Here is a 23,961-nt window from a genome sequence, read left to right as displayed (position 1 = left end):
AAACGGCATCGAGCACCGCCTTACCAAGCCGAACCATCCTTGGACCAATGGTCAGGTCGAGCGGATGAACCGCACGATCAAGGACGCGACCATCAAACGCTTCCACTACGAAAGCCACGATCAGCTTCGAACGCATCTCGCCGACTTCATGGCAGCCTACAACTTCGGCCGCTCGCCATTGCAGCCTTCCTGCCTTTCAACGAAGACAATCACGAATGGCAACAAGACTCTACCCGGCCGGAAAACGCTCTAGATGGGTGTTCGATCGCCGCCTATAGTCAGTCGTCGCACTGTACCTGCGCATGGCGAACGGCGCATGGACCAAGGCCAATCAAGCTGAGATGCTCGACGTGACGGAGAGTTTGGCGTTCGTGAACGTCGATGCTCTGTTCACTGTGAAGGACTGGGGTTGCGTGGAGGGGCAGGCGCTGCCCGCATGGGCGGCGGCGGGTTAGCTGCCGACTCGTCGAGACATCCGCTTCGGCGTTTGCCTCGGCTGTCCATCCTCTTGGCGCGCGATCGTCCGGATCGAGCGAGCCATGCCGCCAGACGGATCTGGATGGCTCCGCATGGCGCGTCGGAGGCCGCAGCATAGCCGGCGTTTGTTGACGGGTCCGATGGTGCGGGTCGCGCATATCCCGAACCCAACCCGACAACCGGGTTCGTGAAGCTTCCCCGAACAAAGAACCGGACTGCAAGATTTTGTTTGGGCACGAACGCTTCGTGCCGCACCTCGAACGTCGTCGGCGAGGTTTTCCTTACGCCGGCGGCGCAGAACGAGACGAGGTTCGTCGGCCGTGACCGCAGTGCAAATCCACCGTCGAAGACCACCCTCGGCAATCGAACGTTGAATTCACGATTCGTAGCAGGTTTTCGCTCCCGCTCATGCACTCTGTATCTCACCGTCCGACGAACCGATCCATTAGGTCGGGGCCTCCCATCTGACCGCCTTTCAGTATCAGCAGCATGCCGTCGCGATCAGGTCGGTCGGAGCGCGCTTGGGAAAGCGTGACGCCCTTGTCAGCGCGACCAGCGAAACCAAGACCCCAAATGCCGAGCGCCTGAACGAGATGGCTGGAGGTGTCGCCGCCGGCAGCGAACAGGCGACGGACCGGACACTGGTCGAGGATCGCACCGACGAGTTTAGCCCCTTCCAGAGCGAGCAAAGCGTCGGCTGCATCGGGTGTTGAGCCATCCAGCGACATTGTGTGGAGGAGCAGGTTGTCGCCAATTCCCAGGATTTTTGTCGCGTCCGCTAGGATGTCATCTCGATAGGCGCTGCTGGCGATAAGAGCGGAGGGATCGATCTGGAGCCGGTGGTAGCGTCGCGACGCAAGGACTTGCGCACGAGTGGTCGGCGACAGGGAACCAGCTATGGCCAGCACCTGCGAAACCTCCAGATCGTTGGTTGCCGCAACCGTTGGCGCGTGGCGAGCTTCAAAGAAAGCTTCGGCGACACCGCTCGCCCCCATTGCCAGAATGGAGCCGCTTTCCGCCGTCCGTCTCAAGGCTGTGCCAGCCACGGACACATGCTCCTGCGTCAGTGCATCCAAAAGGACGGCTTCAGCTTCCGAAGAGGCAACTCGATCTATTAGACGCGCTACGTCATCCAGAATGGGGGAGTGAATCCCCTCGACCGTTTCGAGACCAAGCGCCGCAAAATGCCGTCGCAGATCCGCCTCGCCCATGGGTGTCGCGGGATGTTGGCTCATCGTCGGATGCCGATCGAGACGGTGGGTATCGTCGCCGGCGATAGCGAAGAGGTTGGAGAAAGCGCAATAACGGCCGAGCGAGGGCTGGCCGCCCAAGATCACGGCGGTCGGTTGGTCGACGAAGGGGCGGAGCGTCTCGAGAGCGATCGCGAGGTTCCCGACCTCCGGCGCACTGTCGAAGGTCGAGCAGCATTTGTAATGGACCAAACGGACCCCGAGCGCGCGGAAAAAGCGGCCGGCCGGCTCCAACACCGCGCGCAGTTCGCCCGGTCCCATCGACCGCGTGGCGCTGGCGATGCCGACCGCATCCAGCGGCCCCGTCGCGCGTAGACGCGCAGCGTCGGGAACTCCGAGGAACAGGAAGGCGCGGTGTCCCCTTTCGCTGATCGTCGCCAGCGTATCCGTCGCACCCGTGAAGTCGTCGCCGAACCAGCCATAGCGCGGCGCGTCCATCAGCGCGCGCCGAAAAAGTCGAGCGCCTGCGCCAAGGCGCGATCGATGCGGGCCGCTTCGCCGAGATCGACGCCGTTCTCCGCCGCAGCCCAAGCTGCCCGGATGCTGGCAACCCCCTCGGCCGGTCCACCGGGATGGGCCATAATGCCGCCGCCCGACATGAACAGGAGGTCGCTGGTTCCGACGGCCGCATAGGTCGGCTCGACCGTGCCGGCCCACTGCCCGGAGGAGAAGGCCGGCAGGACGCGGTCGTCGTTCTCGGCCAAGGGCGTCAGGCAGGCGCGAGCGCTGTCCACCACCTCTTCATCCTCTTGCGCGAACTTGCCCGACAGACCGTGGACATGCATGTGGTCGACGCCGGCGAGTCGCCACAGTGTCTGGTAGGCGCGGAAGCCGATGCCCAACGCCTCGTGCCTTGAGAAGGCGCCGTAGCCGTTGCGATGGCCGTGGAGCACGAGGTCGGTGTGGCGGCGCAGCGTTTCCACCGCCGAGAAGCCGCACCAGTTGAGACTCATCATGGCGCAGGTCCCGCCCTCGCGGGCGATAAGGTCGGAATGCCGGCGCATGGCGTCGGTCTCGTCGGTGATGTTGAAGGCCACCATCACGGACTTGCCCGTGCGGTCTTCGTGCGCCCTCACCGCTCGCATCACGGCTGGAATGCGCTCGGCAAGCGGCGCATGGTCGGGGTCGGCGGAGATTTCGTCGTCCTTGATGAAATCGAGCCCGGCGGCGCACAGGCGTGCCACGAGCTCCCCGGTTTCCTGAGCGGACAGACCGACATTCGGCTTGATGATCGAGCCGATCATCGCCCCACTGGCGACGCCTGTCAGCCGCCGCGTACCCACGACACCGTGGCGCGGCATGGGAAAACGACGGCGGTAGGCGGCGGGAACCCGTACCTCCTCCAGGCGCAGCCCGGTCGTCTCACCGAGGTCGAAGAGGTTCCCGGCGACGGTTGCAGCCAGCGTGGAGAGGTTCGCGCCGACATTCGCCACGGGAAACCGGATAACCACCCGGCCCCGACGCGAGACGCGCGTCTCGCCACGTCGCCGCAGCCAGGCGCTCGGCACGGAGGGCCGAGCTGCCTCGCCAAGGTCCTCGACCGAGACGACGATCGCCCGGGCGCGCTCGCGCAAAGCGTCGGTCTCGCCCTCGACGCGGGTGAAGGTGCCGCAGGACTGCTCGCCCGCCATGATCTCCGCAACCTTCTCCAGCGGCAGGGGCGTTTCGACGAGATAGGTCGCCTCGAAGGTCTCGGCACTCATGGCCTTCAGACCGTCGCCAGGTCGGGGAACGGACGCACCGGATCCCGCCCGTCCCAGCTCTCCGATGCCGTGCGGATCATGTCGAACATGCGCCCCTTCGGGCCCGCCACCTCGGACAGTTCGATCACGGTGCCCGGATGGAACTCGGTGTCGAAGTAGACGAAGCGGCCGCGCTCGCCGACCTCGCCGCTCATGACGGGCTCGAACCCTTCCGCGATCAGGCGCGCGAGATCGGCGTCGTATTCCTGCGTCCAGTAGGCGACATGCTGGAGACCGCGATGGCCAGCCTGTTTGAAGTCGCGATACATGGAGGGCGCGTCGTTACGGGTCTGGATGAGCTCGATCTGCAAAGGGCCGGAATTGGCCAGGGCTACCGAGTTGTGCGGTGTGTGGCTCGTCCCGCGATACTGATAGTTCTCGATGGGCACACGCTCCTTGTAGAAGAACGGCCCGACGCCAAGGACCCGCGACCAGTGGTCCATCGCGGCCTCGATGTCGTCGACGACATAGCCGGCCTGTCTGATTTCACCGAAAAATCGGCTCATGGATCGTCCTTCTGAAAAGGAGGTGCAAGCCGTCGCGGCCTGCCGGAAATGGGCAGCGGGCGGACCGCATGGGCCACCCTCGCCGGATCAGGCGAGCGTGCCGACGGCGCTTTCGAGGTGGCCCCAGGCCTCCTCGCCGAACTTCCCCTTCCACTCGGCGTAGAAGCCGGCTTCGCGCAGCTTGGCGCGGAAGCTCTCGGTGTCCGCTTCGTTGAAGGCGAGGCCCTTGGCTGACAGGTCAGCCTCGACGGAGGCGTTCAGTGCCTTGATGTCGGCGCGTTGCTGGAGACCCGCCTCGTTGATGGCGCGCGAGACGATCTCCTTCACGTCGTCGGGCATGCCCGACCACTGCCGACCGTTGGCGATGAACCAGTAGCCGTCCCAGATGTGGTTGGTGCGCGCGCAGGACTGCTGCACTTCGTAGAGCTTGGCGACCTGGATGATCGGCAGCGGATTCTCCTGCGCGTCCACGACCTTGGTCTGAAGCGCGGTGTAGACCTCGGAGAACTGGAGGCTGGCAGGCGCGGCGCCCAGCCCCGAGAACATCGAGATACTGATCGGCGAGACCGGCACCCGGATCTTGAGGCCGGCGAGCGAGGCGGCGGACGTGATGGGCTCGCCGCTCGTGGTCATCTGGCGGAACCCGTTGTCCCACATGGTCTCCAGCGCATGGAGGCGGGAGCCCTCGATCGCCTTGCGCACATGGGCGCCGACCGGGCCGTCCATCGCGGCCCATACCTGGTCGTAGTCGGAGAAGGCGAAGCCGACCGCGTTGATCGCGGCCACCGGGACCAAGGTCGCGATCACCAGCGCGGAGGGCGTGAAGAAGGTGAGCGCTCCGTTGCGGACCTGGGACAGCATGTCCGTGTCGCCGCCGAGCTGGTTCGCCGGGAAGATCTGCATCTCGACGCGGCCGTCGCTCTCTTTGGCGATGCGCTCGGCGGCTTCCTTGGCGCGGATGTTGAGCGGGTGGCTCAACGGAAGGTTGTTGCCGTAGCGCAGCGTGATCTCGGCGGCATGCGCATAGCGCGGAATGGAAAACAGCGTGGCGGCGGCGGGAACGGTGGCCAAGCCCCGCAGAAGCGTGCGTCGGGTGAGCGTCATGTCGGTTTTCCTCCCCAGGTTCGATTTGGGCTTCCCTCCATGCAAAATCGATCATAAGAATGATTGGGTCAAATCATGATTTTGATGCGAAATGATGTAATCAGATGAGCGTGATCGAAGAGGAGTCCGCACGGCGTCGCGCCACCATCACCGACGTGGCCCGGTTCGCCAACGTCTCCACCGCGACGGTGGACCGAGTGCTGAATGGTCGCGCCGGCGTCAAGGCACTCACGACCCGCCGCGTCATGCAGGCGGCGGCCGAGCTCGGCTATGTCGACGAGAGCGACGAGCGCGCCCGGGAGGTGGTGCCCAAAGGACAGATCGTCTTCCTGCTGCCGGAAGGGACGAACCGCTACCTGACGCAGCTCGGACGTCAGATCACCGAGATGGCGCCCCACTTCGAGCGCCAGTCGCTTCGCGCGACCGTCGAACACATCCGCTCCTTCAACCCCGAGCTTCTAGCCAAGGCGCTCCAGAAACACGCCAAGACCGCCGCAGGGATCGCTTTCATGGGCATCGAGCATCCTGTCGTGCGCGAGGCGGTGACGCGCATCGGCGCGGCTGGCGTGCCCGTGATCACCCTGATCTCCGACGTCGCGAGCCCCGGCCGGACCGCCTATCTCGGCCTCGACAACCGTGCGGCCGGGCGGATGGCCGCCTATCTCCTCGCCCGCTTCATCACCCGGCGCCCCGCCAAGGTCGCGATGATCGCCGGCAGCCTCGGCTACCGCGCTCACGGGGAGCGCGAAATGGGCTTCCTCGACCTCCTGCAGGAGGAGCATCCGGGCATCGAGGTGGTCGGCTTGCGCGAGGGGCACGACGACGAGGCGTTGAACCATCGACAGATGCGCATGCTCTTGTCGCAACACCCGGACCTTGCCGGCATCTACAACATCGGCGGCGGCGCGTCCGGAGTCGGGCGCGCGCTGAAAGACGCGCGGCGCGAGCGCGAGATCGTCTTCGTCGGCCACGGGCTGACGCCCGACACGCGCGAATACCTCGTCGACGGGACGATGGACGCGGTGATCACCCAAAGCGCTGAGGACACGGTGCGCCGTTGCGTGGCGATCTTCGCCGATGTGCGAGCAGGTCGCCCGGTCGAGGCTGCCACAGCGACCATGCGCATCGAGGTTGTGTTCCGCGAGAACCTGCCTTGAGGGTGCCGGGGCGTCGGAGGACCGCCCCGGCACTGACGGCAAGCCGCGCGGCCGACACGCCGCGCCAATGAATGGGGAGGAGGCCGCGATGTCGCTGGCGCAGACGAACGATACGACCTACGAGGCCCTGGCCGAGGAGTTGCTCGAGGTGCGCTCCGGCTCCCCGCTGATGAGGCCCGTCGAAGCGGTCGCAGCCTTGCTGCTCGTCGGGATCATCGGGCTTCTGCTGATGGGCGTCGTGTCGCGCTACGTCTTCTCCATCCCCGTCGTCTGGATCGACGAGGCGGCCTCGATCGCCTTCCTTTGGCTGGCGATGCTGGGAGCCGCCATCGCGATCGACCGGGCCGAGCACCTACGTCTGACCATCTTCCTCAACATGCTGCCCGAGCGACTGCGTGGGCTGGCTTCGACGCTCGGCTTGCTGCTCGTCGCGACCTTTCTGGTCGCGTTGCTGGTGCCAGCCGTCGAGTACGTCGTGGAGGAATCCTACCTCACCTCCGCCGCGCTCAACATTCCCATGAGCTGGCGGGTCGCCGGCCTGCCCGTCGGCATCGGGCTGATGCTCCTCCTCGTACTGCGGGACGCGTTCCGGTCGGGCACGCTGGCCCAGTTCGCCGGCTGCGTGGCTGCGATCGGCCTTGCGGTGGCCGGCCTCTGGTTCCTGTCGCCCGGCCTCCCGTCGCTCGGCTACGGCAACATCCTCGTCTTCCTCGTCGGCTTCGTCGGCTTCTTCCTGGCGATCGGCGTGCCCATCGCGTTCTGCTTCGGCCTCGGGGCGCTGGCCTTCCTTACTTTCACGACATCGATCCCGACCATGGTGATGATCGGCCGAATGGACGAGGGCATGTCGGCGCTGATCCTGATCTCAGTGCCGATCTTCGTCCTCCTCGGTTGCATCCTCGACGCCACCGGGATGGGCAAGGCGATCGTGGAGTTCCTTGCCTCGATGCTCGGCCACGTGAAGGCCGGCATGAGCTACGTCCTTCTCGGATCGCTTTTCCTTGTGTCGGGAATTTCGGGCTCCAAGGTCTCGGACATGGCGACCGTCGCCCCTGCCCTCTTCCCCGAGATGAAGCGCCGTGGGCACAAGCCCAAGGAGATGATCGCGCTTCTGGCCACCGGCGCAGCTATGGCCGACACGGTGCCACCCTCCATCGTCCTGATCGTGCTCGGATCGGTCGCGGGCGTCTCTATCGCAGGCCTCTTCACCTCCGGCTTCGTGATCGCGATGGTGCTTCTCGTCGTGCTCGCCGTCCTTGCGCGCTGGAAGGCACGTCACGAAGCCATGGAGGGCATCCGCCGCGCACCGCTGAAGGCGATCGGCAAGACCGCGCTGATCGCCGCCCCGGCCCTCGTCCTGCCCTTCCTCATCCGATCGGCGGTCGGCAGCGGCGTCGCGACGGCTACGGAGGTCTCCACCATCGCCGTCCTCTACGCGCTGGTGATCGGGGCTGTGCTCTACGGCGGCATCCGACCCCGGAAGATGTACGCCATGCTGGTCGAGACCGCGGCCTTGTCGGGCGCGATCCTGCTGATCCTCGGCACCGCCTCGGCCATGGCCTGGACCCTGACGCAGACGGGCTTCGCCTTCCACATGGCCGCGCTCGTCACCGACCTGCCTGGCGGCTGGCTGACCTACATGCTGGTGACGATCGGGGTCTTCATGCTGCTCGGCTGCGTGCTGGAGGGACTGCCCGCGCTCGTCCTGATGGCGCCCATCATGTTTCCGATCGCCAAGAACCTCGGCATCCACGACATCCACTACTCAATGGTGGTGGTGACCGCCATGAACATCGGCCTCATGGCACCGCCCATCGGCATCGGTTTCTACATCGCCTGCAAGATCGGAAGCGTTTCCCCGGACGAGGCGATGGGAGCGATCTGGCCCTACATTGCGGCGCTTTTCGTCGGCCTGGTCCTGATCGCCGTGGTGCCTGCGTTCTCGATTGGATATCTTTGAGGGGCCGATAGCAGCTGGCCGGCTTCTGAGCAGGCCGTAGCGTAAAGCTGCCGATACGAACCGGAGCCTGCCTGAGCCGCTCCAGGCGAAGTAAACACGTCCATCCCCGTGTATAGCCGCTGCAAATTTAGGTGGATCAGCGCTTTGTGCATCAATTGAACGAGTTTTTATATGGCGAAACCGACTGCGCAAATACAAGAATTACTATATTTTTGAGTCGCAGCAGCGTACTTTTTATTGAGAGCTCTCTATAATACAAAGACGCGCTAGAGGGACGGGCCAGCCTACTTCTTTGATCGTATGGCGACCTGCAGGTACTCCGAGCTGTTGTCGATATGCGCTCTCATAGCCCGCTTGGCCTTTTCCGAATCGCCTGAACGAATTGCGTCGTAGATCGCAGCATGCTCGGCGTAGGCATCCTCGTACGACTTTGTCGGCACGCTCGAAGTCAGGCGGATAACTTCGGTGACGAGGCCGAAAACATTGTCGTAGAACACCGACAGGATTCCATTTCCGCCAGCGTTCACAAGGGCGCGGTGAAACGCTGCGTCGGCATCGGCAAAGCGCAGGAAATCCTTGCATTCCCCTGCCGCTCGCATCTCTTCCAATGCGGCCTCGACAGGGCGGTAGTCGGCATCAGTCCGGACGACTAGAAGATCGATGACATCGCTCTCGATCATCCTTCGGACGACCATGAGTTCGGTGAGGTAGGCTGGATCCCGGCTGAGAGACCGCCGGATGCTCGTCGCCAAAGTGCCGAGGTATTCGTCGACGTCGTCCCTAGCTACGGTCGCCTTCTCACCGTGGCGGAGACGGATCAGACCTTTCGTCGCGAGGATCTGCATTGCCTCCCGGACGGGCCGTGACGAGACCGAGAACTCCCGAGCGATCTCGGCTTCCGAAGGCATCCTCTCGCCGACCGCCATATTGCCCGCAAGGATGCGCTCCTCGAAGGCCGCAACGATCTGTTCCGCGAGCTTGCCGCGGGCCTTGGGCACTGATTTTTCCTGCCGGTCCATGCTTGCCCCTTTGCCGGGTGTCCCCGCCGCAACGAGGAATGCGTACCGTCGATCCCTCGAAACACAACGCCATAAGCCTGTTGACAGGTACTTATGTCATAAGTCATATGTCAAGGGTAGTCAGCGAGCGGCGGGAGGTTCGTCGCGGATGACGGCACCCAGGCGATGGAGGTCGCCTTGTCCGTCTCGTTTGGGAGAACATCTGATGACCCTGAAGTTCTTCGGCCAGCTTGCGGCCGTCGCAGGCATCGCCGCGGCCATCGCCGTATCCACTGCGGCATCGGCTCAGTCGATTGCGGACATCACAGGGAAGGGTAGGATCTCCATCGGAGTCCTGACCGGAATCCCGCCATACGACACCACGGATGCGTCAGGAAAAACCGACGGGTTCCTGGTCGATCTCGCCAAGGACGTCGCTAAAAATCTTGGCGTCGAGGTGGACGTCGTTCCGGTGAACAACGCCTCGCGAGCTGCCGCACTCGAATCCGGCCGCGTCGATATGCTGATCGCACATATGACGGCGACGCCCGAACGGGCGAAGACATTCCTCATGACCAATCCCTACGGCGCCTACGAGATGCGCTTCGTGGCGGCCAAGGATCTCCCGCTGACGAGCCTGGAGGGTCTGGCCGGGAAACGCGTGTCCGTGCCCCGCGGGAGCACGCAGGACGTTGCGGTCAGCGGATACGGGGTCGAGGGTCTGGAGGTCGTGCGGTTCGACGACGACGCGCTCGCCATGCAGGCGCTTGTGTCCGGGCAAGTCGACGCCACGGCCGCCGTCGCAACCGTGGCGAATGACATCATCGCCAAGCGGAACCTGTCAAACCTTGAGGTCAAGAACGACGTTCCGATCTTCACGCTCTACTGGTCCATGGCCGTGCGCAAGGACGCGCAGGAGTTGCACCAGTGGTTGAACAACTTCATCTACTATTCCGAAGTGACCGGCCGCCTCGGCCAGCTCCACGAGAAGTGGGTCGGCGTCCCGATCCCCGGCGGCAAGCTTCCCACCTTCTGACGTCCTTCGCCCGAAACCCGTGACCGTGCCGCGGGAGGAGCCTCGTGTTCCTCCCGGCAGAGGAGGCCGTCCATGGACTACGCGATGAACTTCGGTCCTGTTTTTGCCCGGTCGGACCTCCTGGTTCAGGGCGCGATCGACACTATCGTTCTTTCGGCTCAGGCGATCGCCATTGGTCTCACGATCGGTCTGGTAGCCGCGCTACTGCGCACCGACGGACCCCGTTGGGCAGGCCGCATCGTGGCCGTCTACGTCGAGGCGTTCCGAAACACCCCGCTTCTCGTCCAGCTCTTCCTGATCTTCTTCGGGCTTCCTTATCTCGGTCTGCGCCTCAGCGCGGAGCAGGCGGCGCTGCTCGCCGTATCCGTCAACCTCGGAGCCTATTCCACCGAGATCTTCAGGGCGGGGATCCTTGCAATCCCGAGAACGCAGGTCGAGGCCGGCCTTGCGCTTGGCATGTCTAGGCTGCAGGTCCTCAGATACGTTATCGTCGTTCCCGCCATCCGGATCGTCTATCCTGCGCTGACCGGGCAGCTGACGCTGACCCTTCTGGGGACCTCTATCGTATCGGCGATCTCGGCGAGCGAACTGACGCTGGCCGGCGCCCGAATCGAGTCACAGACCTTCCGCAGCTTGGAGACCTTCCTCGTCCTGGCTGCGATCTACATCTCGATTACCTTCGCCTTCCGCGCCCTCTACGGCATCGTCGGCCTGTGGCTCTTCCGCCGCCGGAAAGGCCCATCGCAAACGGCCGCCACGACCCTCACCCCCGTCGAGGGAGCGCCGCTGTGATCCAGGACTTCGGCTGGTCCAGCTTTTCCTTCCTCGGCATGGGCCTCATGTGGACGGTCGGTCTATCGCTGATCACCTTCGCTCTTGGCGGGTTCTTCGGACTGATACTAGCTCTAGGACGCGCCCTCGGCCCGTCCTGGCTGCGAACGACCATCGCCGCCTTCATCCAGATCGTCCAGGCGACGCCGCTCCTCATCATCGTCTTCCTGGCTTTCTACGGCCTGAGCTTTCTCGGATGGTACTTCCCGCCATTCGCGGCCGCCACGATCTCGCTCGCGATCTACGCGACAGCCTATCTCGCCGACATCTGGCGCGGATGCATCCAGGCCGTCCCCCGCACGCAGTGGGAGGCCGCCGATTCGCTGGCTCTCGGCCGCCTCCAACGCTTGCGCTACGTGATCCTGCCGCAGGCGGCTCGGATCGCGCTCGGGCCGACGGTCGGCCTCATGGTCCAGATCGTAAAGAACACCTCGGTGACTGCCCTGATCGGCTTCGTCGAACTCACGCGGGCGGGCCAACTCCTCAACAACATGACGTTCCAGCCCTTCCACGTCTTCCTCTCGGTCGCTGCGATGTACTTCGTCGTCTGCTTCCCGCTGTCGTGGTGGAGCGAGAAACTCAAGGAGAGAAGCGTTGCCGGCACTCCGGATTGAGGGACTGTGGAAGTCCTACGGCGCCATTCCCGTGCTCAAGGGAATCGACATGACCGTGAACGAGGGCGATGTGGTCGCTGTGATCGGACGCTCGGGGTCCGGCAAGAGCACGATGCTCCGTTGCATCAACGGGCTCGAGGCCTTTCAGCAGGGCCGTATCGAGGTTGCTGGACACGCCATCGAAGGCGCCAATGCATCGAAGCTTCGCGACCTGCGCAAGGAGGTCGGCATGGTGTTTCAGAGCTACAACCTCTTCCCGCATCTCAACGTCGCCGACAACATCACGCTCGCCCCACGCGTCGTGAAGAAGATCCCGAAGGCGGAGCGCGATTCGATCGTCGGCAAGGTTCTTTCTCGAGTAGGCCTTGCGGATAAGGCGGGCGCCTATCCCGACGAGTTGTCCGGTGGCCAGCAGCAGCGCGTCGCCATAGCCCGCTCTCTCGCTATGGAACCGAAGGTCATGCTCTTCGACGAGGTGACGTCCGCCCTCGATCCGGAACTGACAGGCGAAGTTCTCGTCGCCATCGCCGAACTCGCCGCCGCAGGCATGACCATGGTCCTCGTCACGCACGAGATGGGTTTTGCCCGGAAGGTCGCCACCAAAACCGTCTTCATGAATCAGGGCACCGTCTGGGAAGAGGGACCGTCAGAAGAACTCTTCACTAACCCCCGTACGCCCGAACTCGCAGCCTTCGTCGCGCCGAGCCTGAAATAGCCGCCGGCCGCGCCGGTGACCGGAAACCCACGGAGAAACTTCTTGAGCAAATATCTGAATACCGCTCTCGCGGCGAAGATGAAGGCCGGCGAGCCGACGTTCGGCGCGACGTTCTACACGGGATCGACGACAGCGATCGAAGTGGCTGCCAACTGGAAGCTTGACTTCGCATTCATCGACGCCGAGCACACGCCGGTCAATGTCGACGCACATTTGGAAAAGTTGATCCTGGCGGCGCTTCTGGGCGGCATCGCTCCCCTTGTCCGCATCCGTGGGACCAACCAGTGGGACATCCGTAAGGCGCTGGAGTTCGGCGCCACCGGTGTCATCGTCCCTATGGTGAAGACCGCCGACGAGGCGCGCGAGATCGTGCGCGCCGCCAAGTTCCCCCCGCACGGACGCCGCGGCGGCGACGCCTCGTGCCGTGCAGCAGGCTTCGCAGGACCTGGCTTCCAATGGTCGGCCTACATGGAGAGCGAGAACGCGAACCGCCTCGTGATCCCGATGGCCGAGAGCTACGAGTTCTTCGATAACATCGACGAGATCCTCGAAGTCGAAGGCCTTGACGTCATCAACTTCGGCCCCGCCGACTACTCGATCTCGCGCCGGATTCCGATCGACTACTCGATGTCCAATCCGGAAGTCGACGAGAAGCTCGCCGAGCTGATCGAGAAGGCGCACGCCCGCGGGATCAAGGTCATGGCGCCGTGCATCCCGCCGGTCGCCGAAAACGTCACGGCGCTAAAGAAGCGCGGCGTCGACATGATCATCATGGGGAACGACGTGATGTTCCTCAACGAGGGATGCCGCCGCGCCAGCGAGGCGATCGCCGCAGCAACGAACGGCTGACGCCGAAGGTAGGAGGAAATCATCATGAACGACATCTTCAGCGTCGAAGGCAAGGTGATCGTCGTCACGGGCGGGCTCGGCCAGCTCGGCACGCAGTTCTCGCGCTCGCTCGCCGAGGCGGGGGCCAAGGTCGCGATCTACAGCCGCCGTCCGTTCTCCGACGAGCAGCTCGCCGACAAGTTCCCCGGCCTTGGAGAGGGCATTCGCGTCTACGAGGCGAGCGTGACCGACAAGGAAGCATTGACCGAGGCGACGAAGCGTCTCGTGGAGGATTGGGGTGTTCCGCACGGACTCGTCAACAACGCCGGCATCGATTCCAAGCCAGACGGATCGGCCGAGCAGAACGCGCCGTTCGAAGTGTATCCGCAGAAGTACTGGGACGACATCATCGACACGAACCTGACCGGCGTGATGCTGACGAGCCAGATCGTCGGCAGTCTGATGGCCGCGGAGAACCGCGGATCCATCGTCAACGTCGGCTCGATCTACGGTCTCGTTTCGCCCAACCAGGCGCTCTATGCCTACCGCGAGAAGCGCGACGGCGTGCCTTTCATCAAGGCGGTCTCCTACGCCGCCTCGAAGTCGGGACTGATCAACCTGACCCGCTACCTCGGGACCTACTGGGCGCCGAAGAAGGTCCGTTGCAACCTGATCTCCTTCGGCGGCGTCAAGACAGGGTCATTCGACAAGGAGTTCGTCGACAACTTCCTCGAGCGTGTTCCCATGGGAAGGCAAGCCGAGATCGACGAGTACAACGGCGTCGTCCGGTTCATGATCTCCGACGCCTCGACATACATGACGGGATCCAACGTGGTGGTCGACGGCGGCTTCACCGCCTGGTGAGATGCCCCAGGGCGGACGACGTCGTCGTGGCGGCCGGCTGTGACGACGGCTCAGCACGACACATCGCGGCTTTGCCGCACGGGAGATGGACCATGAGCCACGACTATTCGCAGACCGATTGGGATTCCATCAATCGCCTTTCGAAATGGTACTCCGGCGACATCCACGATGTCATGGACAAACATGGGGTCTATGGGCACCTGAAGGGCATCTCGCTCTTCGGGACGCTGGGCGAAGGCGAGGTCGTTTGCGGACCTGCGGCGACGGTCCGCTATGAGCCAAGCACCCGCACAGGCCAACCCCAGGACGTTTATCATGGAACGATCGACGCCATCGTGCGCGGCGGCATCTTGATGGTGGATGCGTCCTGTGCCGAGGGCTCGGGTACCGGCGAACTGATGTCGACGGGCGCGAAGGTCGCAGGCGCCGCTGCGACTGTCGTGCACGGGACCGTCAGGGATCTCGCGGAGGTGCGTCGCCTCGGATACCCACTGTTCGGGTGCGGGTACAGTCCGGTCGGCGTGTCGGGACGGATGGAGGCCATGCATTCTCAGGTGGAACTCGACATCGGAGGCGTCAGGGTGCGTCCCGGCGACGTAATCTTCGGCGACATCAACGGCGTCGTCGTCATCCCGTACGAGCTGGTGGGAACGATTGCCGACGCGGCCGACGCGAACGGCAGAGCGGAAGCCGACTGCCGCAAGCGGTTGCTAGCCGGTGATAAACTACGGGACATTTGGCCGGTTGGAAGTTCAGGCCCTGTCTGACGTTCCAACATGAAGTGCCGGTCGATAGGCGCATCATATGCGAGTGGGATAGGCCTGATGGACGTGTGGCGTCTATCGCTGGTATTTCGCTACACGAGGCGTTTATTTTACAGCGGGCTCTTCGCTTTCCTTCCAAATATTAAAATCATCAACCTTTGCTTTGGGCCGAAAGCAGACCAGCAGCTTTCGATTTTATCTTGATGAAATCTGCCTTTCCGCCTTCGACCCAACAAAGACATACGGTTTGTTGCTTGAACGCCCAAGAGCGGACATGAGCGAACTCAACGACTCTACTCAAATTTCCAGGTTCGAATCAGCATCGATAAGAAGCGCTCGGCAGCTGGCGAGAGCCGCCCATTGCGCCGCCGGACAATCCCGATCGTGCGGGTCACAATCGGATCGATGATCGGTCGCGTAATAAGGAACGGATGGTCGTCCTGAGGGGTGGCCAAACGCGGGAGAACCGATATGCCGAGACCAGCCTCGACGAGACCCAACGAGGTGTTCAGGTGCGTCACTTCGTAGAACCAGTTGAGCTTCAGCTTTTCCTTTGCGAGGCTGGCGTCGAGAAGGGTTCGGTTCCCGCTGGAGCGATCGACGACGATCAGCGTGTGGCCTTCCAGATCGGGCCAGGTCAGTTCCTTGTGCTGGGAAAGCACGTGGTCCTTACGCATGGCTAGGACGAACGGGTCATCGATCAAGGGTTCGAAATCGAGGTCGGGGTCTGAGTTCCCCATGAGGTTGATGCCGAACTCCACCTCCCCCCGCGCCACGGCTCGCAGGCCATCATTGGCGGTGAGATCGAGGATCCGGAAGCGGATATGGGGGAACTCCTCATTGAAGCGGCGGACGACCTTGGGCAGGAAGTAGAACGCAGCTGTGGGGAGACACGCCATCGTGATCAGCCCGCGCTGCTGGCTGCTTGTGTCCTTCAACGCGAAGAGCGAGCCGTCGAACTCCTCCAGCATTCTACGAACCAGCGGCATCAACTCTTGGCCCATCGCGGTGGGTGCTACGTGGCGCGTGGTCCTTTCCAGAAGCGGGGCGCCGATGGAAGCTTCAAGCTTCTGAATGCGTCGCGTCAACGCTGGTTGCGACATGTTGAGAGCCTCGGCAGCACGATGAAAACTCTCGAACTCCACCACGTTTTGGAAAGCTCGAAGATCGAGAATCTCGCAATTTATGCGCATATCGCAATAATCCTACCATTCTTTGCATTTCACTAATCGCCTTCATACCGCCAGATAGCAATAAAGCAACGGATTGTTCCGTTCTGTGAATAACTGGTGTGGCTATGAATGATTTGACCCGAATCCCCTGTGTGCTGATGCGCGGTGGTACCTCGCGCGGTCCGTTCTTCATCGCGTCCGATCTGCCCAGCGATCCAGTGGAGCGCGATGCCGCTCTCCTGTCGATTATGGGATCGGGACATCCGCTTCAGATCGACGGGATCGGCGGCGGCAATCCGGTCACCAGCAAGGTCGCGATCATCGGCCCTGCCAGCATCGAGGGTGCGGACGTCGACTACCTTTTCGCCCAGGTCCGCAACGACCGGCAGATGGTCGACTATTCTCCCAACTGCGGAAACATGCTTGCAGCCGTCGGCCCCTTCTCGATCGAGGCCGGCCTTGTGCCGGCCCAGGAGGGCCATACGCTCGTTCGCATCCACAACGTCAACACCGGCAAGCTGATCGTCGCCAAGGTTCCAGTGAAAGACGGGGACGTGACCTATCTCGGCGACGCCTCGATCGACGGCGTTCCCGGCCAGGCCGCGCCGATCGCCCTGACCTTTTTGGATGCAGCAGGCGCCAAGACCGGGAAACTGCTCCCGACCGGGCACGCCGTCGATGTCATCGATGGTGTCGAGACCACCTGCATCGACTGTGCGATCCCGATGGTGCTCGTGCGGGCTGGCGATCTCGGGATCACCGGATACGAGCGCGCCGACGAACTCTCCGCCAACGCCGACCTCATGCAGCGCCTCGGCTCGATCCGGGTCGAGGCGGGACGGCGAATGGGCATGGGCGACGTGTCCGACATGGTGATCCCGAAGCCGGTGCTGATCTCGGCTGCCGCTAAGGGCGGAACCCTCAACGTCCGTTATTTCATGCCACACGAGTGCCATCCCTCGCTGGCGACCACCGGTGCGGTTGGAATCGCAACGGCCACGATCACGCCGGGCACGATCGCGGCAACTCTCGCCGGCACTCTGACGCTTCCTGCGCGGATCGGCGTGGAGCACCCTGGCGGGCGCCTCGACGTGGAACTCGAAACCCGAAACGGCGTGACGGTCGCAGGACTCCTGCGCACTGCCCGCCGCCTGTTCGAAGGCTTCGCCTTCGCAAAGCCTGCCTCGCAGTTAAACCGCGCGGCCTAGACCCAACGTCCGGCCGAAGAGCCGGTAATCTCCAAGGGAGGAAATTCATGCGTCGTCTGCTTTTTGCCGCCACCGCCGTCCTGGCGCTGGCCAATGTCGCCCATGCTCAGTCCGTGCGGATGAGCGTCGGCTCCTACAATCTCAACAACCTGCCCTTCCCCGTGGCATCGAGCCTCGGCTTCTACGAGGAAGAGGGCCTCGACGTGACGACCGAAAACTTCGCGCAGGGCGGCTCGAAGGTTCTGCAGGCACTGGTCGCCGGTTCAACGGACGTCGCCGTCGGCTTCTACGATCACACGATCCAGATGCAGGCGCAGCGCAAGGACGTCGTCGGCTTCATCCAGCTGGCCCGCAACTCCGGCCTCGTTCTTGCGGGCACGAACGACACCGACTTCGACCCGGCCAAGCCGGAGACGATCAAGGGCAAGAAGGTCGGTATCACCTCGCCCGGTTCGTCGTCCGACTTCTTCGTGCGCTATTACCTTCAGCAGCATGGTCTGGGCGAGAACGACGTGTCGATCATCGGCGTCGGCTCGGGCGCTGCCGCCGTCGCGGCCCTTCAGCAGGGAAAGATCGACCTTCTCGTGAATTACGACCCGGCCGCGACGATCGTCGTCGAGCGCGGCATCGGCAAGATCCTGATCGACGCCCGCAGCGACCAGGGCGCGAAGGAAGTCTACGGCGGCATCTATCCAACGTCGGTGCTCTACGCCAACCAGAGCTTTATCGAAGAGAACCCTGAGGTGATCCAGAAGGTCACCAACGCGACGGTAAAGGCGCTGCATTGGATGAAGGCGCACACCGCCGAGGAGATCGTCGAGCAGTTGCCGCCCGACTTCGTGACCGGCGACCGCGAGACCTACGTGAAGGCCGTCGAGAACGCGAAGGCCATCTTCTCGGACGACGGCCTGTTCGTTGCGGCGGATCTCGAAACCCCGCTCGCCGTGCTGAAGTCGTTCAACGACAGCGTGAAGAACGCCGACATCGACCTTTCCAAGACCTACACGAACACGTTCGTAGAGGCCGCTGGAAAGCCGGCGGCCAATTGAGGATCGGTCCCATGTCGGCTACCGTGCGCAAATTGCAATCCGTATCTCCCGTGAACGCCACCGGCACCCGACCGATGGTCGGCATCGAGAACGTGACGATGGCCTTCGGGAACTTCGTCGCGGTGGAGAACGTCAATCTCCAGGTCGGTGATGGCGAGTTCCTCGCCATCGTCGGCCCCACCGGCTGCGGCAAGTCCACCATCCTGAACGCGATCGCCGGGCTCCTGAAGCCGGCGTCCGGAACGGTCGCCATCGACGGCGCGACGGTCTCGGGCGTTCAGAACGAGATCGGCTACCTCTTCCAGCAGGACGCGCTCCTTCCCTGGAAGACGGCGTTCGAGAATGTCGAACTCGGTCTGATGTTTCGCCGGGTCAATGCCGCCGAACGGCGGGAAAAGGCCATGGCGTGGCTCGAGAAGGTCGGCCTCAAGGGCTTCGAGGGGCGCTACCCCCATCAGCTCTCCGGCGGCCAGCGCAAGCGCGTCCAGATGGCTCAGGTTCTGATCATGGAGCCGAAGGTGATCCTGATGGACGAGCCCTTCTCGGCGCTCGATATCCACACCCGCCATCTCATGCAGAACGAGCTCTTACGCCTTTGGCAGGAAGACCGCCGCGCCGTCGTGATGATCACTCACGATCTCGAGGAGGCGATCGCCCTCGGCGACCGCGTCGTCGTGCTCGCGGCCGGGCCGAAGAGCCGCATCATCGACAGCTTCCCTGTGGACCTCGAGCGGCCGCGCAACGTCGCGGAGATCAAGCTCGATTCCCGGTTCCTGACCCTTTATCGCGACATCTGGGCGTCGCTTCGTGGAGAAGTGGAGAAGAGCTATGCACGGCGCTAACGTTCGGCTGATTCAGATCACCCTTCTGGTGGTCGTCCTGGGCGGTTGGGAACTCGGCGTGGCGTCGGGCATCATCGACCGCTTCTTCTTCCCGGCCCCACTCGACATCGTGAAGCAGGTCTTTGCCTGGGTCACCGAACTCAGCTTCTACAACCACGTCTACATCACGCTGACCGAGACCGTTCTCGGCTACGTCATCGGAACCGGCCTCGGCGTCGCCGCAGGCGTATGGCTAGGCCTCAGCCCCTTCATGGCGCGCGTGCTCGATCCGTTCATCAAGGGCCTCAACGCGATCCCGCGTGTCGTGCTGGCGCCGATCTTCGTTCTCTGGCTGGGTCTTGGGCTCTGGTCGAAGGTCGCGCTCGCTGTGACGCTCGTGTTCTTCGTCACGTTCTTCAACGCCATGCAGGGCGTGAAGGAAGTGAACCCGGTTGTCCTGTCGAACGCTCGCATCCTCGGCGCCAGCCGCTCGGACCTCCTGCGCCACGTCTATTTCCCGGCGGCGGCCAGCTGGATCCTGTCGTCGCTTCGCACCTCGGTCGGCTTCGCCGTCGTCGGCGCGATCATCGGCGAATATCTCGGCGCCTCGGCCGGCCTCGGTTACCTGATCGCGCGTTCGGAAGGCAACTTCGACGCGGTCGGCGTCTTCGCCGGCATCCTGATCCTGGCGATGTTCGTTCTCGTGATCGACGTTCTCCTCGACTTCGTGGAGCGTCGCCTGATCACGTGGCGGCCGAAGGCCGGCGAAGAGCGTCCGGCCTGACCGATCGAATTCCGGGTCGCCACGCCGGGCCCTGATCCAAAGTATCGATCCGCCCAACGGCTGTCCGTCGGGCGGATTTTTGCCTGATTTGACAATGAAACGCAGATCATCGCAGCCTAGTGGGCGGAAAAATAATATTTATTATTGCGAATATTGCAATCAAACTTGGGAACGTTGCATTTATCGCAGCCGGAAAACTATGCCAGCATTACGGTATCGAAGGCCAATCGGGAGGATAGCCGCGTGCCGTATTCCAGCGTATCGAGACGTTCGCTTCTGAAGAGTGTGGGCGGAGGGGTCGCCAGCCTCAGCCTCGTGTCCGCTCTCGGCCTGCCGGCCGCGGCCCAGTCGAAGACCTCCGACGCATCCCGCATGGCGGTCGCCGACAGCGGCCCGTTCAAAACGGACGGACTCTTGGAGATGGAGCGCAAGCTCTACGAAATGCCGACCACGTCGCTGCTGGTCTACAACGGCGGCAGGCTCGCCTACGAATACGGCAACGGCCGCGACGTGAGCTACCTCGCGTCCGCCCGCAAGAGCGTCCTCTCGATGCTCTATGGCAAGTACGTCGAGGACGGCACCATCGACCTCGATGCGACGCTCGCCAATCTCGACATCCAGGACAACGAGACCTTGAGCGATGCGGAGCGGCAGGCGACCGTTCGCGATCTCCTCTCGTCGAGTTCCGGCGTCTACCATCCGGCCGGCAGTCCAGGCGGCAACGACAACAATCCGCCTCGGGGCAGCAAGCCGCACGGCAGCTATTTCCAGTACAACAACTGGGACTTCAACGTCCTTGGCGCGATCTTCGAAAAACGAACGGGCCAGAAGATCTTCGAGGCTCTGAAGCGCGATCTCGCCGATCCGCTGGGCTTCCAGGACTTCGAACTCGGGCGTCAGAAGATGCTGGGCTACGGCGACCGGTCGCGATTCCTTGCCTATCACATGTTCCTGTCGGGCCGCGACATGGGCAAGCTCGGCCAGTTGATGTTGCGCAAGGGCGAATGGAGCGGGCGCCAGATCGTGCCCGCAGAATGGGTGGCCGAGAGCACGAAGCCGCGTTTCACGCCTGTACAGACGCGCGATTCCGCCGGATACGCCTATCTCTGGTGGATTCCCGATCGGAAAGGCGCGGCCTGGGAAGGCTCCTTTTATGCCAACGGCAATCTCGGTCAGTATATCCTCTGCCTGCCCGCCATCGACACGGTGATCGTGCACCGTCGCGCGGTGACGGACCAGTACGCCATGGCCCGCAATCTCGGCGAGACGACTTATCTGCCCGCCGGCGTCAAGGCGACCGCCTTCCTCGACATCGCGGATGCGGTCGTCGCCAGCCGCGGCTGAGACGGAAACGCGATCTTCGATCGAGCGCGCGGCGAGTGTTTGCCGCGTGGCGGATTTCCCAAGCTCCAGGACATGTCCATGATCATTCGTTCGCCCCTCCTCGCAGCGGGGATTCTCCTCGTTTCCACGTCTGGCGGCACGCTGGCGGCCGCCCTGGACCGGCAGGCCTGCGAGACGCTTTCGTCGTCCGGCATCCCCGCCGACACCATCAGCCTCAAGACGGGAGGCGCGGCGATCTCGAGCGCGCGCTGGACCGATCTTTCCGGCTCTGCTCCCTTCTGCAAGGTCTTGGGGACGGTGCTGCCGGTCGACCCTGAAGCGCCCGCGATCTCCTGGGAGATCGATCTCCCGTCCGTCTGGAACGGCCGGATGCTGCAATACGGCGGTGGCGGGTACAACGGCATCCTGCCGGAGACCACGAAGGCCTCGATCCATGGGCCGCTCGATCGCCCCGTGCCCCTGGCGCAGGGCTACGTGACCTTCGGCTCCGACAGCGGACACACCGCCCAGAACACGAACGACGCGTCCTTCGCCAAGAACGACGAGGCACTCGTCAACTACGCCTACATGCACATCCGCAAGACTCGCGACGTCGCGGCATGGCTAGTGAAGACGGCCTATGGCGAAGAGCCGAGGGCCACCTACTTCGCCGGCGGATCGACCGGGGGACGCGAAGCCCTGACGGCGGCGCTGCGCTGGCCCGACATCTACAACGGTATCATCTCCTACTACCCCACGGCCAACTTCGTTGGTCTGCGCCTCTGGGGCGCCGCGCTCAACCGGGCGATCTACGACGACAATTCGGCCGGTTGGATCGCACCGGACCTCGTGAAGGCGATCGCGGACTACGCGACCGAGCAGTGCGACGACCTCGACGGAGCCAAGGATGGGCTCGTGAGCAACGTGGCCGCTTGCCGCGCGCGCGCGCAGGACGTGATCGATCACTTCGCCTGCCAGGACGGCCAGAGCGACGCTAGCTGCCTCACGCCCGTCCAGATCGACCGCACGATCAAGGTCTACCACGAGGGTTACAGCCTGCCTTACGAACTGGCTAACGGCTTCGACCGCTATCCCGGCTACAACAGCCTCGAGGGGATCACGATGAACCTCGGCAAGCAGGCGACCTATGACGAGCCCGTGATCTCCGGCCCCAACGCCCACCATGCGGCTCGCGCCTACGAGTTCTTCCAACACTTCATCGGCCGCGACGGAAAATTCGACTACCGCAGCTTCGACATTGCGAACCCTGGGCCCTACCGCGATCGGCTGCTTGAGATTTCGGAGATGGCCGACGCCAACAACCCGGACCTCTCTGCGTTTCAACAGGCCGGAGGCAAGGTGATCCTCGTGCAGGGCAGCGAAGACCCTAGCGTTACCCCCCTCGGCACCGCAGCCTACTACGAGAATGTCCGGGAAACGATGGGAGCGGACAAGGCATCGTCCTTCGTCCGCTTCTACATGCTGCCCGGTCTCGCCCATGGAAAGGGCAACTTTGCGCCGACTTGGGACAGTCTCGCGGCCCTCGACAACTGGGTGGTAAACGGGATCGTGCCGGAAGGTTACGTCGCCACCGACACGACCGACACGCCGACGCGCGGCCGGACCCTACCTGTCTGCGCCTATCCGACCTGGCCTCGTTTCGAGGGCAAAGGTGACGTTCGGGACGCGGCCAACTTCACCTGCGCGTCCAAGAACTAGGATTGCGAACGCGCCTCTGCCGTCTGGTGCTCGGGGCGAGGGTCATTGTCCCATAGCGGTCAGCCGCCGTCGCCGGGAGCCCTGGCTAAACTTCCGTTCAAGGATCGTCTGCTCCGAGTTTTGTCTTGTCGAAAGCTGACTGATCGCAAACCACCCAAGCGCGTCGATCAGAAGCAGAGAAGCAGACGCTTGCAACCCGACCTTCCGCACTCGACCCAACGCGGCTGTCCCAATGGCACTCCTGCTTTCAGGGGTGCCGCAACCAGGGCGACCCCGTGCTCCGGAACAAGACGTCCACTCCCAGGTATTCGGTGGCGAATGCCTCGAATTCATCCTTCCTGAAGAGCTTGCCCGTCTTCGGGTTCTCGTAGGTCAGCGTCGGTTCCTGAACCGCCATGCCGACGAAGGCGAGCTGGCCCTTGTAGCGTTTGAAGAAGGGGTTGCTGTTCTTCATCTGCCCCTTGCGGCCCGTTACGACGTCGGGACCGCCCAAGCCGACGTCATTCTTCGCCGCGAACGCGAAAAGGCGTCCCATGTCGTTGTGATCGTTCTCTCACTCGCACGGCAAGAAACTGACATACTGGACGACGCGTGTGCGCTGGAACGCACGACGGGCCGCACCGAGGGTGTCCTTCTCTGCCTCGGAGTAGACGTCGCAGGTGAAGCCCGCGTTGCCCTTCCTGGTGTCGAGGTCCACTGAAGTCTCGGGTAGGTTCACGGCAAACAGCCGGCCGTCGAAGCGTTCAGCCAGCGCGGCGAGAAGCGCCTGGAAGCGGGCGCGAACGGCAGGGTTCCACTGGGCTGCGACCCAGCCTGTCAAACGGCGTTGGAACGGGGATATGACGCCGTCTCGATGACTAAAAGGACGCTCCGAGACGTCGCGCTTCGAAAAGGTCCAGCTTGGCGCGGCCGTACATCTGGCGTTTGACAAGCTTCGGGCGGTTGACGTGTCCTTCGGTCTGGCCGTTCGACCAGGGCTCGATAACGGCAGCACGCTTAGCCGCAAGATCGCTGGTGATGCCGCGGGCGAAAGAGGCGA

25 protein-coding genes and 1 pseudogene are annotated in these 23,961 nt (G+C 63.3%); 17 read left to right on the top strand and 9 right to left on the bottom strand.

Going from position 1 to position 23,961, the window contains the following annotated elements; all coding sequences use genetic code 11:
• Nucleotides 1-172 (top strand): annotated as a pseudogene (locus AUL34_RS20835) (integrase core domain-containing protein); the annotation flags it as partial.
• Nucleotides 173-302: 130 nt separating this feature from the next.
• Nucleotides 303-455 (top strand): hypothetical protein, encoded by a 153-nt coding sequence (locus AUL34_RS22690; RefSeq protein WP_192845806.1) that lies wholly within the window; start codon nt 303-305, stop codon nt 453-455.
• Here AUL34_RS22690 and AUL34_RS23145 read toward each other — a convergent pair.
• The 5 genes from AUL34_RS23145 to AUL34_RS20815 all read right to left on the bottom strand — a co-directional run bounded on the left by AUL34_RS23145 (nt 391) and on the right by AUL34_RS20815 (nt 5,079).
• On the bottom strand, nt 391-831 hold the full coding sequence (locus AUL34_RS23145) for a DUF4424 family protein (RefSeq protein WP_370539072.1): 441 nt from the start codon (nt 829-831) through the stop codon (nt 391-393). The genes AUL34_RS22690 and AUL34_RS23145 overlap by 65 nt on opposite strands.
• 68 nt (nt 832-899) lie before the next feature.
• The gene (locus tag AUL34_RS20830) at nt 900-2,165 is read right to left on the bottom strand and encodes a four-carbon acid sugar kinase family protein (RefSeq protein WP_061938386.1); all 1,266 of its coding nucleotides are present in this window, start codon (nt 2,163-2,165) and stop codon (nt 900-902) included.
• A complete protein-coding gene (locus AUL34_RS20825) occupies nt 2,165-3,430 on the bottom strand; it encodes a ribulose-bisphosphate carboxylase large subunit family protein (protein WP_061938383.1) in 1,266 nt (421 codons plus the stop codon). Before AUL34_RS20825 ends, AUL34_RS20830 begins: the two co-directional genes overlap by 1 nt.
• A 5-nt stretch (nt 3,431-3,435) precedes the next feature.
• The gene (locus tag AUL34_RS20820) at nt 3,436-3,975 is read right to left on the bottom strand and encodes a VOC family protein (protein WP_061938380.1); all 540 of its coding nucleotides are present in this window, start codon (nt 3,973-3,975) and stop codon (nt 3,436-3,438) included.
• Between the two features lie 87 nt (nt 3,976-4,062).
• The gene (locus tag AUL34_RS20815; RefSeq protein ID WP_061938378.1) at nt 4,063-5,079 is read right to left on the bottom strand and encodes a TRAP transporter substrate-binding protein; all 1,017 of its coding nucleotides are present in this window, start codon (nt 5,077-5,079) and stop codon (nt 4,063-4,065) included.
• A gap of 104 nt (nt 5,080-5,183) precedes the next feature.
• Between AUL34_RS20815 and AUL34_RS20810 the strand changes: the two genes are divergently transcribed.
• Together AUL34_RS20810 and AUL34_RS20805 are read left to right on the top strand one after the other, a co-directional pair.
• Entirely contained in the window at nt 5,184-6,236 is a 1,053-nt protein-coding gene (locus tag AUL34_RS20810; protein WP_061938375.1) for a LacI family DNA-binding transcriptional regulator, read from the top strand.
• Nucleotides 6,237-6,324: 88 nt separating this feature from the next.
• Nucleotides 6,325-8,196, top strand: a complete 1,872-nt coding sequence (locus tag AUL34_RS20805) for a TRAP transporter large permease subunit (RefSeq protein ID WP_061938418.1) — start codon at nt 6,325-6,327, stop codon at nt 8,194-8,196.
• Nucleotides 8,197-8,480: 284 nt separating this feature from the next.
• On the opposite strand, the gene AUL34_RS20800 is transcribed toward AUL34_RS20805, so the two are convergent.
• Nucleotides 8,481-9,215, bottom strand: coding sequence for a FadR/GntR family transcriptional regulator (locus AUL34_RS20800; RefSeq protein ID WP_156421045.1), 735 nt, complete (start codon nt 9,213-9,215; stop codon nt 8,481-8,483).
• A 205-nt stretch (nt 9,216-9,420) separates the two neighbouring features.
• Between AUL34_RS20800 and AUL34_RS22065 the strand changes: the two genes are divergently transcribed.
• The 7 genes from AUL34_RS22065 to AUL34_RS20765 all read left to right on the top strand — a co-directional run bounded on the left by AUL34_RS22065 (nt 9,421) and on the right by AUL34_RS20765 (nt 14,849).
• A complete protein-coding gene (locus AUL34_RS22065) occupies nt 9,421-10,230 on the top strand; it encodes a transporter substrate-binding domain-containing protein (RefSeq protein ID WP_061938369.1) in 810 nt (269 codons plus the stop codon).
• Nucleotides 10,231-10,302: 72 nt separating this feature from the next.
• Nucleotides 10,303-11,022, top strand: coding sequence for an amino acid ABC transporter permease (locus tag AUL34_RS20790; RefSeq protein ID WP_061938366.1), 720 nt, complete (start codon nt 10,303-10,305; stop codon nt 11,020-11,022).
• Nucleotides 11,023-11,060: 38 nt separating this feature from the next.
• On the top strand, nt 11,061-11,675 hold the full coding sequence (locus tag AUL34_RS20785; RefSeq protein ID WP_061938415.1) for an amino acid ABC transporter permease: 615 nt from the start codon (nt 11,061-11,063) through the stop codon (nt 11,673-11,675).
• Nucleotides 11,656-12,390 (top strand): amino acid ABC transporter ATP-binding protein, encoded by a 735-nt coding sequence (locus AUL34_RS20780; protein ID WP_061938363.1) that lies wholly within the window; start codon nt 11,656-11,658, stop codon nt 12,388-12,390. The genes AUL34_RS20785 and AUL34_RS20780 overlap by 20 nt, the downstream gene beginning before the upstream one ends.
• A gap of 42 nt (nt 12,391-12,432) precedes the next feature.
• The gene (locus AUL34_RS20775) at nt 12,433-13,239 is read left to right on the top strand and encodes an HpcH/HpaI aldolase/citrate lyase family protein (RefSeq protein ID WP_244492668.1); all 807 of its coding nucleotides are present in this window, start codon (nt 12,433-12,435) and stop codon (nt 13,237-13,239) included.
• A 24-nt stretch (nt 13,240-13,263) separates the two neighbouring features.
• The gene (locus AUL34_RS20770; RefSeq protein ID WP_061938360.1) at nt 13,264-14,082 is read left to right on the top strand and encodes an SDR family oxidoreductase; all 819 of its coding nucleotides are present in this window, start codon (nt 13,264-13,266) and stop codon (nt 14,080-14,082) included.
• 92 nt (nt 14,083-14,174) lie between these two features.
• Nucleotides 14,175-14,849, top strand: coding sequence for an RraA family protein (locus AUL34_RS20765; RefSeq protein WP_061938358.1), 675 nt, complete (start codon nt 14,175-14,177; stop codon nt 14,847-14,849).
• Nucleotides 14,850-15,139: 290 nt separating this feature from the next.
• Here AUL34_RS20765 and AUL34_RS20760 read toward each other — a convergent pair whose 3' ends face one another.
• A complete protein-coding gene (locus AUL34_RS20760) occupies nt 15,140-16,039 on the bottom strand; it encodes a LysR family transcriptional regulator (protein ID WP_061938355.1) in 900 nt (299 codons plus the stop codon).
• 104 nt (nt 16,040-16,143) lie between these two features.
• Between AUL34_RS20760 and AUL34_RS20755 the strand changes: the two genes are divergently transcribed.
• The 6 genes from AUL34_RS20755 to AUL34_RS20730 all read left to right on the top strand — a co-directional run bounded on the left by AUL34_RS20755 (nt 16,144) and on the right by AUL34_RS20730 (nt 22,922).
• Entirely contained in the window at nt 16,144-17,226 is a 1,083-nt protein-coding gene (locus AUL34_RS20755; RefSeq protein ID WP_061938352.1) for a 4-oxalomesaconate tautomerase, read from the top strand.
• A 47-nt stretch (nt 17,227-17,273) separates the two neighbouring features.
• Nucleotides 17,274-18,275: an ABC transporter substrate-binding protein gene (locus AUL34_RS20750; protein WP_061938349.1), complete on the top strand. Its 1,002-nt coding sequence runs from the start codon at nt 17,274-17,276 to the stop codon at nt 18,273-18,275.
• Nucleotides 18,276-18,349: 74 nt separating this feature from the next.
• The gene (locus AUL34_RS20745; protein ID WP_061938346.1) at nt 18,350-19,117 is read left to right on the top strand and encodes an ABC transporter ATP-binding protein; all 768 of its coding nucleotides are present in this window, start codon (nt 18,350-18,352) and stop codon (nt 19,115-19,117) included.
• On the top strand, nt 19,104-19,880 hold the full coding sequence (locus AUL34_RS20740; protein WP_061938343.1) for an ABC transporter permease: 777 nt from the start codon (nt 19,104-19,106) through the stop codon (nt 19,878-19,880). The genes AUL34_RS20745 and AUL34_RS20740 overlap by 14 nt, the downstream gene beginning before the upstream one ends.
• 243 nt (nt 19,881-20,123) lie before the next feature.
• Nucleotides 20,124-21,224 (top strand): serine hydrolase, encoded by a 1,101-nt coding sequence (locus tag AUL34_RS20735; RefSeq protein WP_244492667.1) that lies wholly within the window; start codon nt 20,124-20,126, stop codon nt 21,222-21,224.
• A 78-nt stretch (nt 21,225-21,302) separates the two neighbouring features.
• Complete coding sequence (locus AUL34_RS20730) at nt 21,303-22,922, top strand: tannase/feruloyl esterase family alpha/beta hydrolase (RefSeq protein ID WP_061938406.1); 1,620 nt, start codon at nt 21,303-21,305, stop codon at nt 22,920-22,922.
• 247 nt (nt 22,923-23,169) lie between these two features.
• Here AUL34_RS20730 and AUL34_RS20725 read toward each other — a convergent pair whose 3' ends face one another.
• Together AUL34_RS20725 and AUL34_RS20720 are read right to left on the bottom strand one after the other, a co-directional pair.
• Nucleotides 23,170-23,457: a hypothetical protein gene (locus AUL34_RS20725; RefSeq protein WP_061938340.1), complete on the bottom strand. Its 288-nt coding sequence runs from the start codon at nt 23,455-23,457 to the stop codon at nt 23,170-23,172.
• An 18-nt stretch (nt 23,458-23,475) separates the two neighbouring features.
• The gene (locus AUL34_RS20720) at nt 23,476-23,853 is read right to left on the bottom strand and encodes a hypothetical protein (RefSeq protein ID WP_192845804.1); all 378 of its coding nucleotides are present in this window, start codon (nt 23,851-23,853) and stop codon (nt 23,476-23,478) included.
• Nucleotides 23,854-23,961: the final 108 nt, after the last annotated feature.

Source organism: Aureimonas sp. AU22, assembly GCF_001463745.1.
GTDB lineage: Bacteria > Pseudomonadota > Alphaproteobacteria > Rhizobiales > Rhizobiaceae > Aureimonas.
The sequence above is the reverse complement of the archived record's forward strand: the minus strand, read 5'-3'. Positions and strand labels throughout refer to the sequence as shown.

Coding starts and splice junctions, on each gene's coding strand:
- AUL34_RS20740 (WP_061938343.1), top strand. CDS start 19,104: ATGCACGGCGCTAACGTTCGGCTGATTCAGATCACCCTTCTGGTGGTC.
- AUL34_RS20730 (WP_061938406.1), top strand. CDS start 21,303: ATGATCATTCGTTCGCCCCTCCTCGCAGCGGGGATTCTCCTCGTTTCC.
- AUL34_RS20820 (WP_061938380.1), bottom strand. CDS start 3,975: ATGAGCCGATTTTTCGGTGAAATCAGACAGGCCGGCTATGTCGTCGAC.
- AUL34_RS20830 (WP_061938386.1), bottom strand. CDS start 2,165: ATGGACGCGCCGCGCTATGGCTGGTTCGGCGACGACTTCACGGGTGCG.
- AUL34_RS20770 (WP_061938360.1), top strand. CDS start 13,264: ATGAACGACATCTTCAGCGTCGAAGGCAAGGTGATCGTCGTCACGGGC.
- AUL34_RS20815 (WP_061938378.1), bottom strand. CDS start 5,079: ATGACGCTCACCCGACGCACGCTTCTGCGGGGCTTGGCCACCGTTCCC.
- AUL34_RS22690 (WP_192845806.1), top strand. CDS start 303: ATGGCGAACGGCGCATGGACCAAGGCCAATCAAGCTGAGATGCTCGAC.
- AUL34_RS20825 (WP_061938383.1), bottom strand. CDS start 3,430: ATGAGTGCCGAGACCTTCGAGGCGACCTATCTCGTCGAAACGCCCCTG.
- AUL34_RS20785 (WP_061938415.1), top strand. CDS start 11,061: ATGGGCCTCATGTGGACGGTCGGTCTATCGCTGATCACCTTCGCTCTT.
- AUL34_RS20750 (WP_061938349.1), top strand. CDS start 17,274: ATGCGTCGTCTGCTTTTTGCCGCCACCGCCGTCCTGGCGCTGGCCAAT.
- AUL34_RS20810 (WP_061938375.1), top strand. CDS start 5,184: ATGAGCGTGATCGAAGAGGAGTCCGCACGGCGTCGCGCCACCATCACC.
- AUL34_RS20805 (WP_061938418.1), top strand. CDS start 6,325: ATGTCGCTGGCGCAGACGAACGATACGACCTACGAGGCCCTGGCCGAG.
- AUL34_RS20800 (WP_156421045.1), bottom strand. CDS start 9,215: ATGGACCGGCAGGAAAAATCAGTGCCCAAGGCCCGCGGCAAGCTCGCG.
- AUL34_RS20745 (WP_061938346.1), top strand. CDS start 18,350: ATGGTCGGCATCGAGAACGTGACGATGGCCTTCGGGAACTTCGTCGCG.
- AUL34_RS20790 (WP_061938366.1), top strand. CDS start 10,303: ATGGACTACGCGATGAACTTCGGTCCTGTTTTTGCCCGGTCGGACCTC.
- AUL34_RS20755 (WP_061938352.1), top strand. CDS start 16,144: ATGAATGATTTGACCCGAATCCCCTGTGTGCTGATGCGCGGTGGTACC.
- AUL34_RS20725 (WP_061938340.1), bottom strand. CDS start 23,457: ATGGGACGCCTTTTCGCGTTCGCGGCGAAGAATGACGTCGGCTTGGGC.
- AUL34_RS22065 (WP_061938369.1), top strand. CDS start 9,421: ATGACCCTGAAGTTCTTCGGCCAGCTTGCGGCCGTCGCAGGCATCGCC.
- AUL34_RS20760 (WP_061938355.1), bottom strand. CDS start 16,039: ATGCGCATAAATTGCGAGATTCTCGATCTTCGAGCTTTCCAAAACGTG.
- AUL34_RS20765 (WP_061938358.1), top strand. CDS start 14,175: ATGAGCCACGACTATTCGCAGACCGATTGGGATTCCATCAATCGCCTT.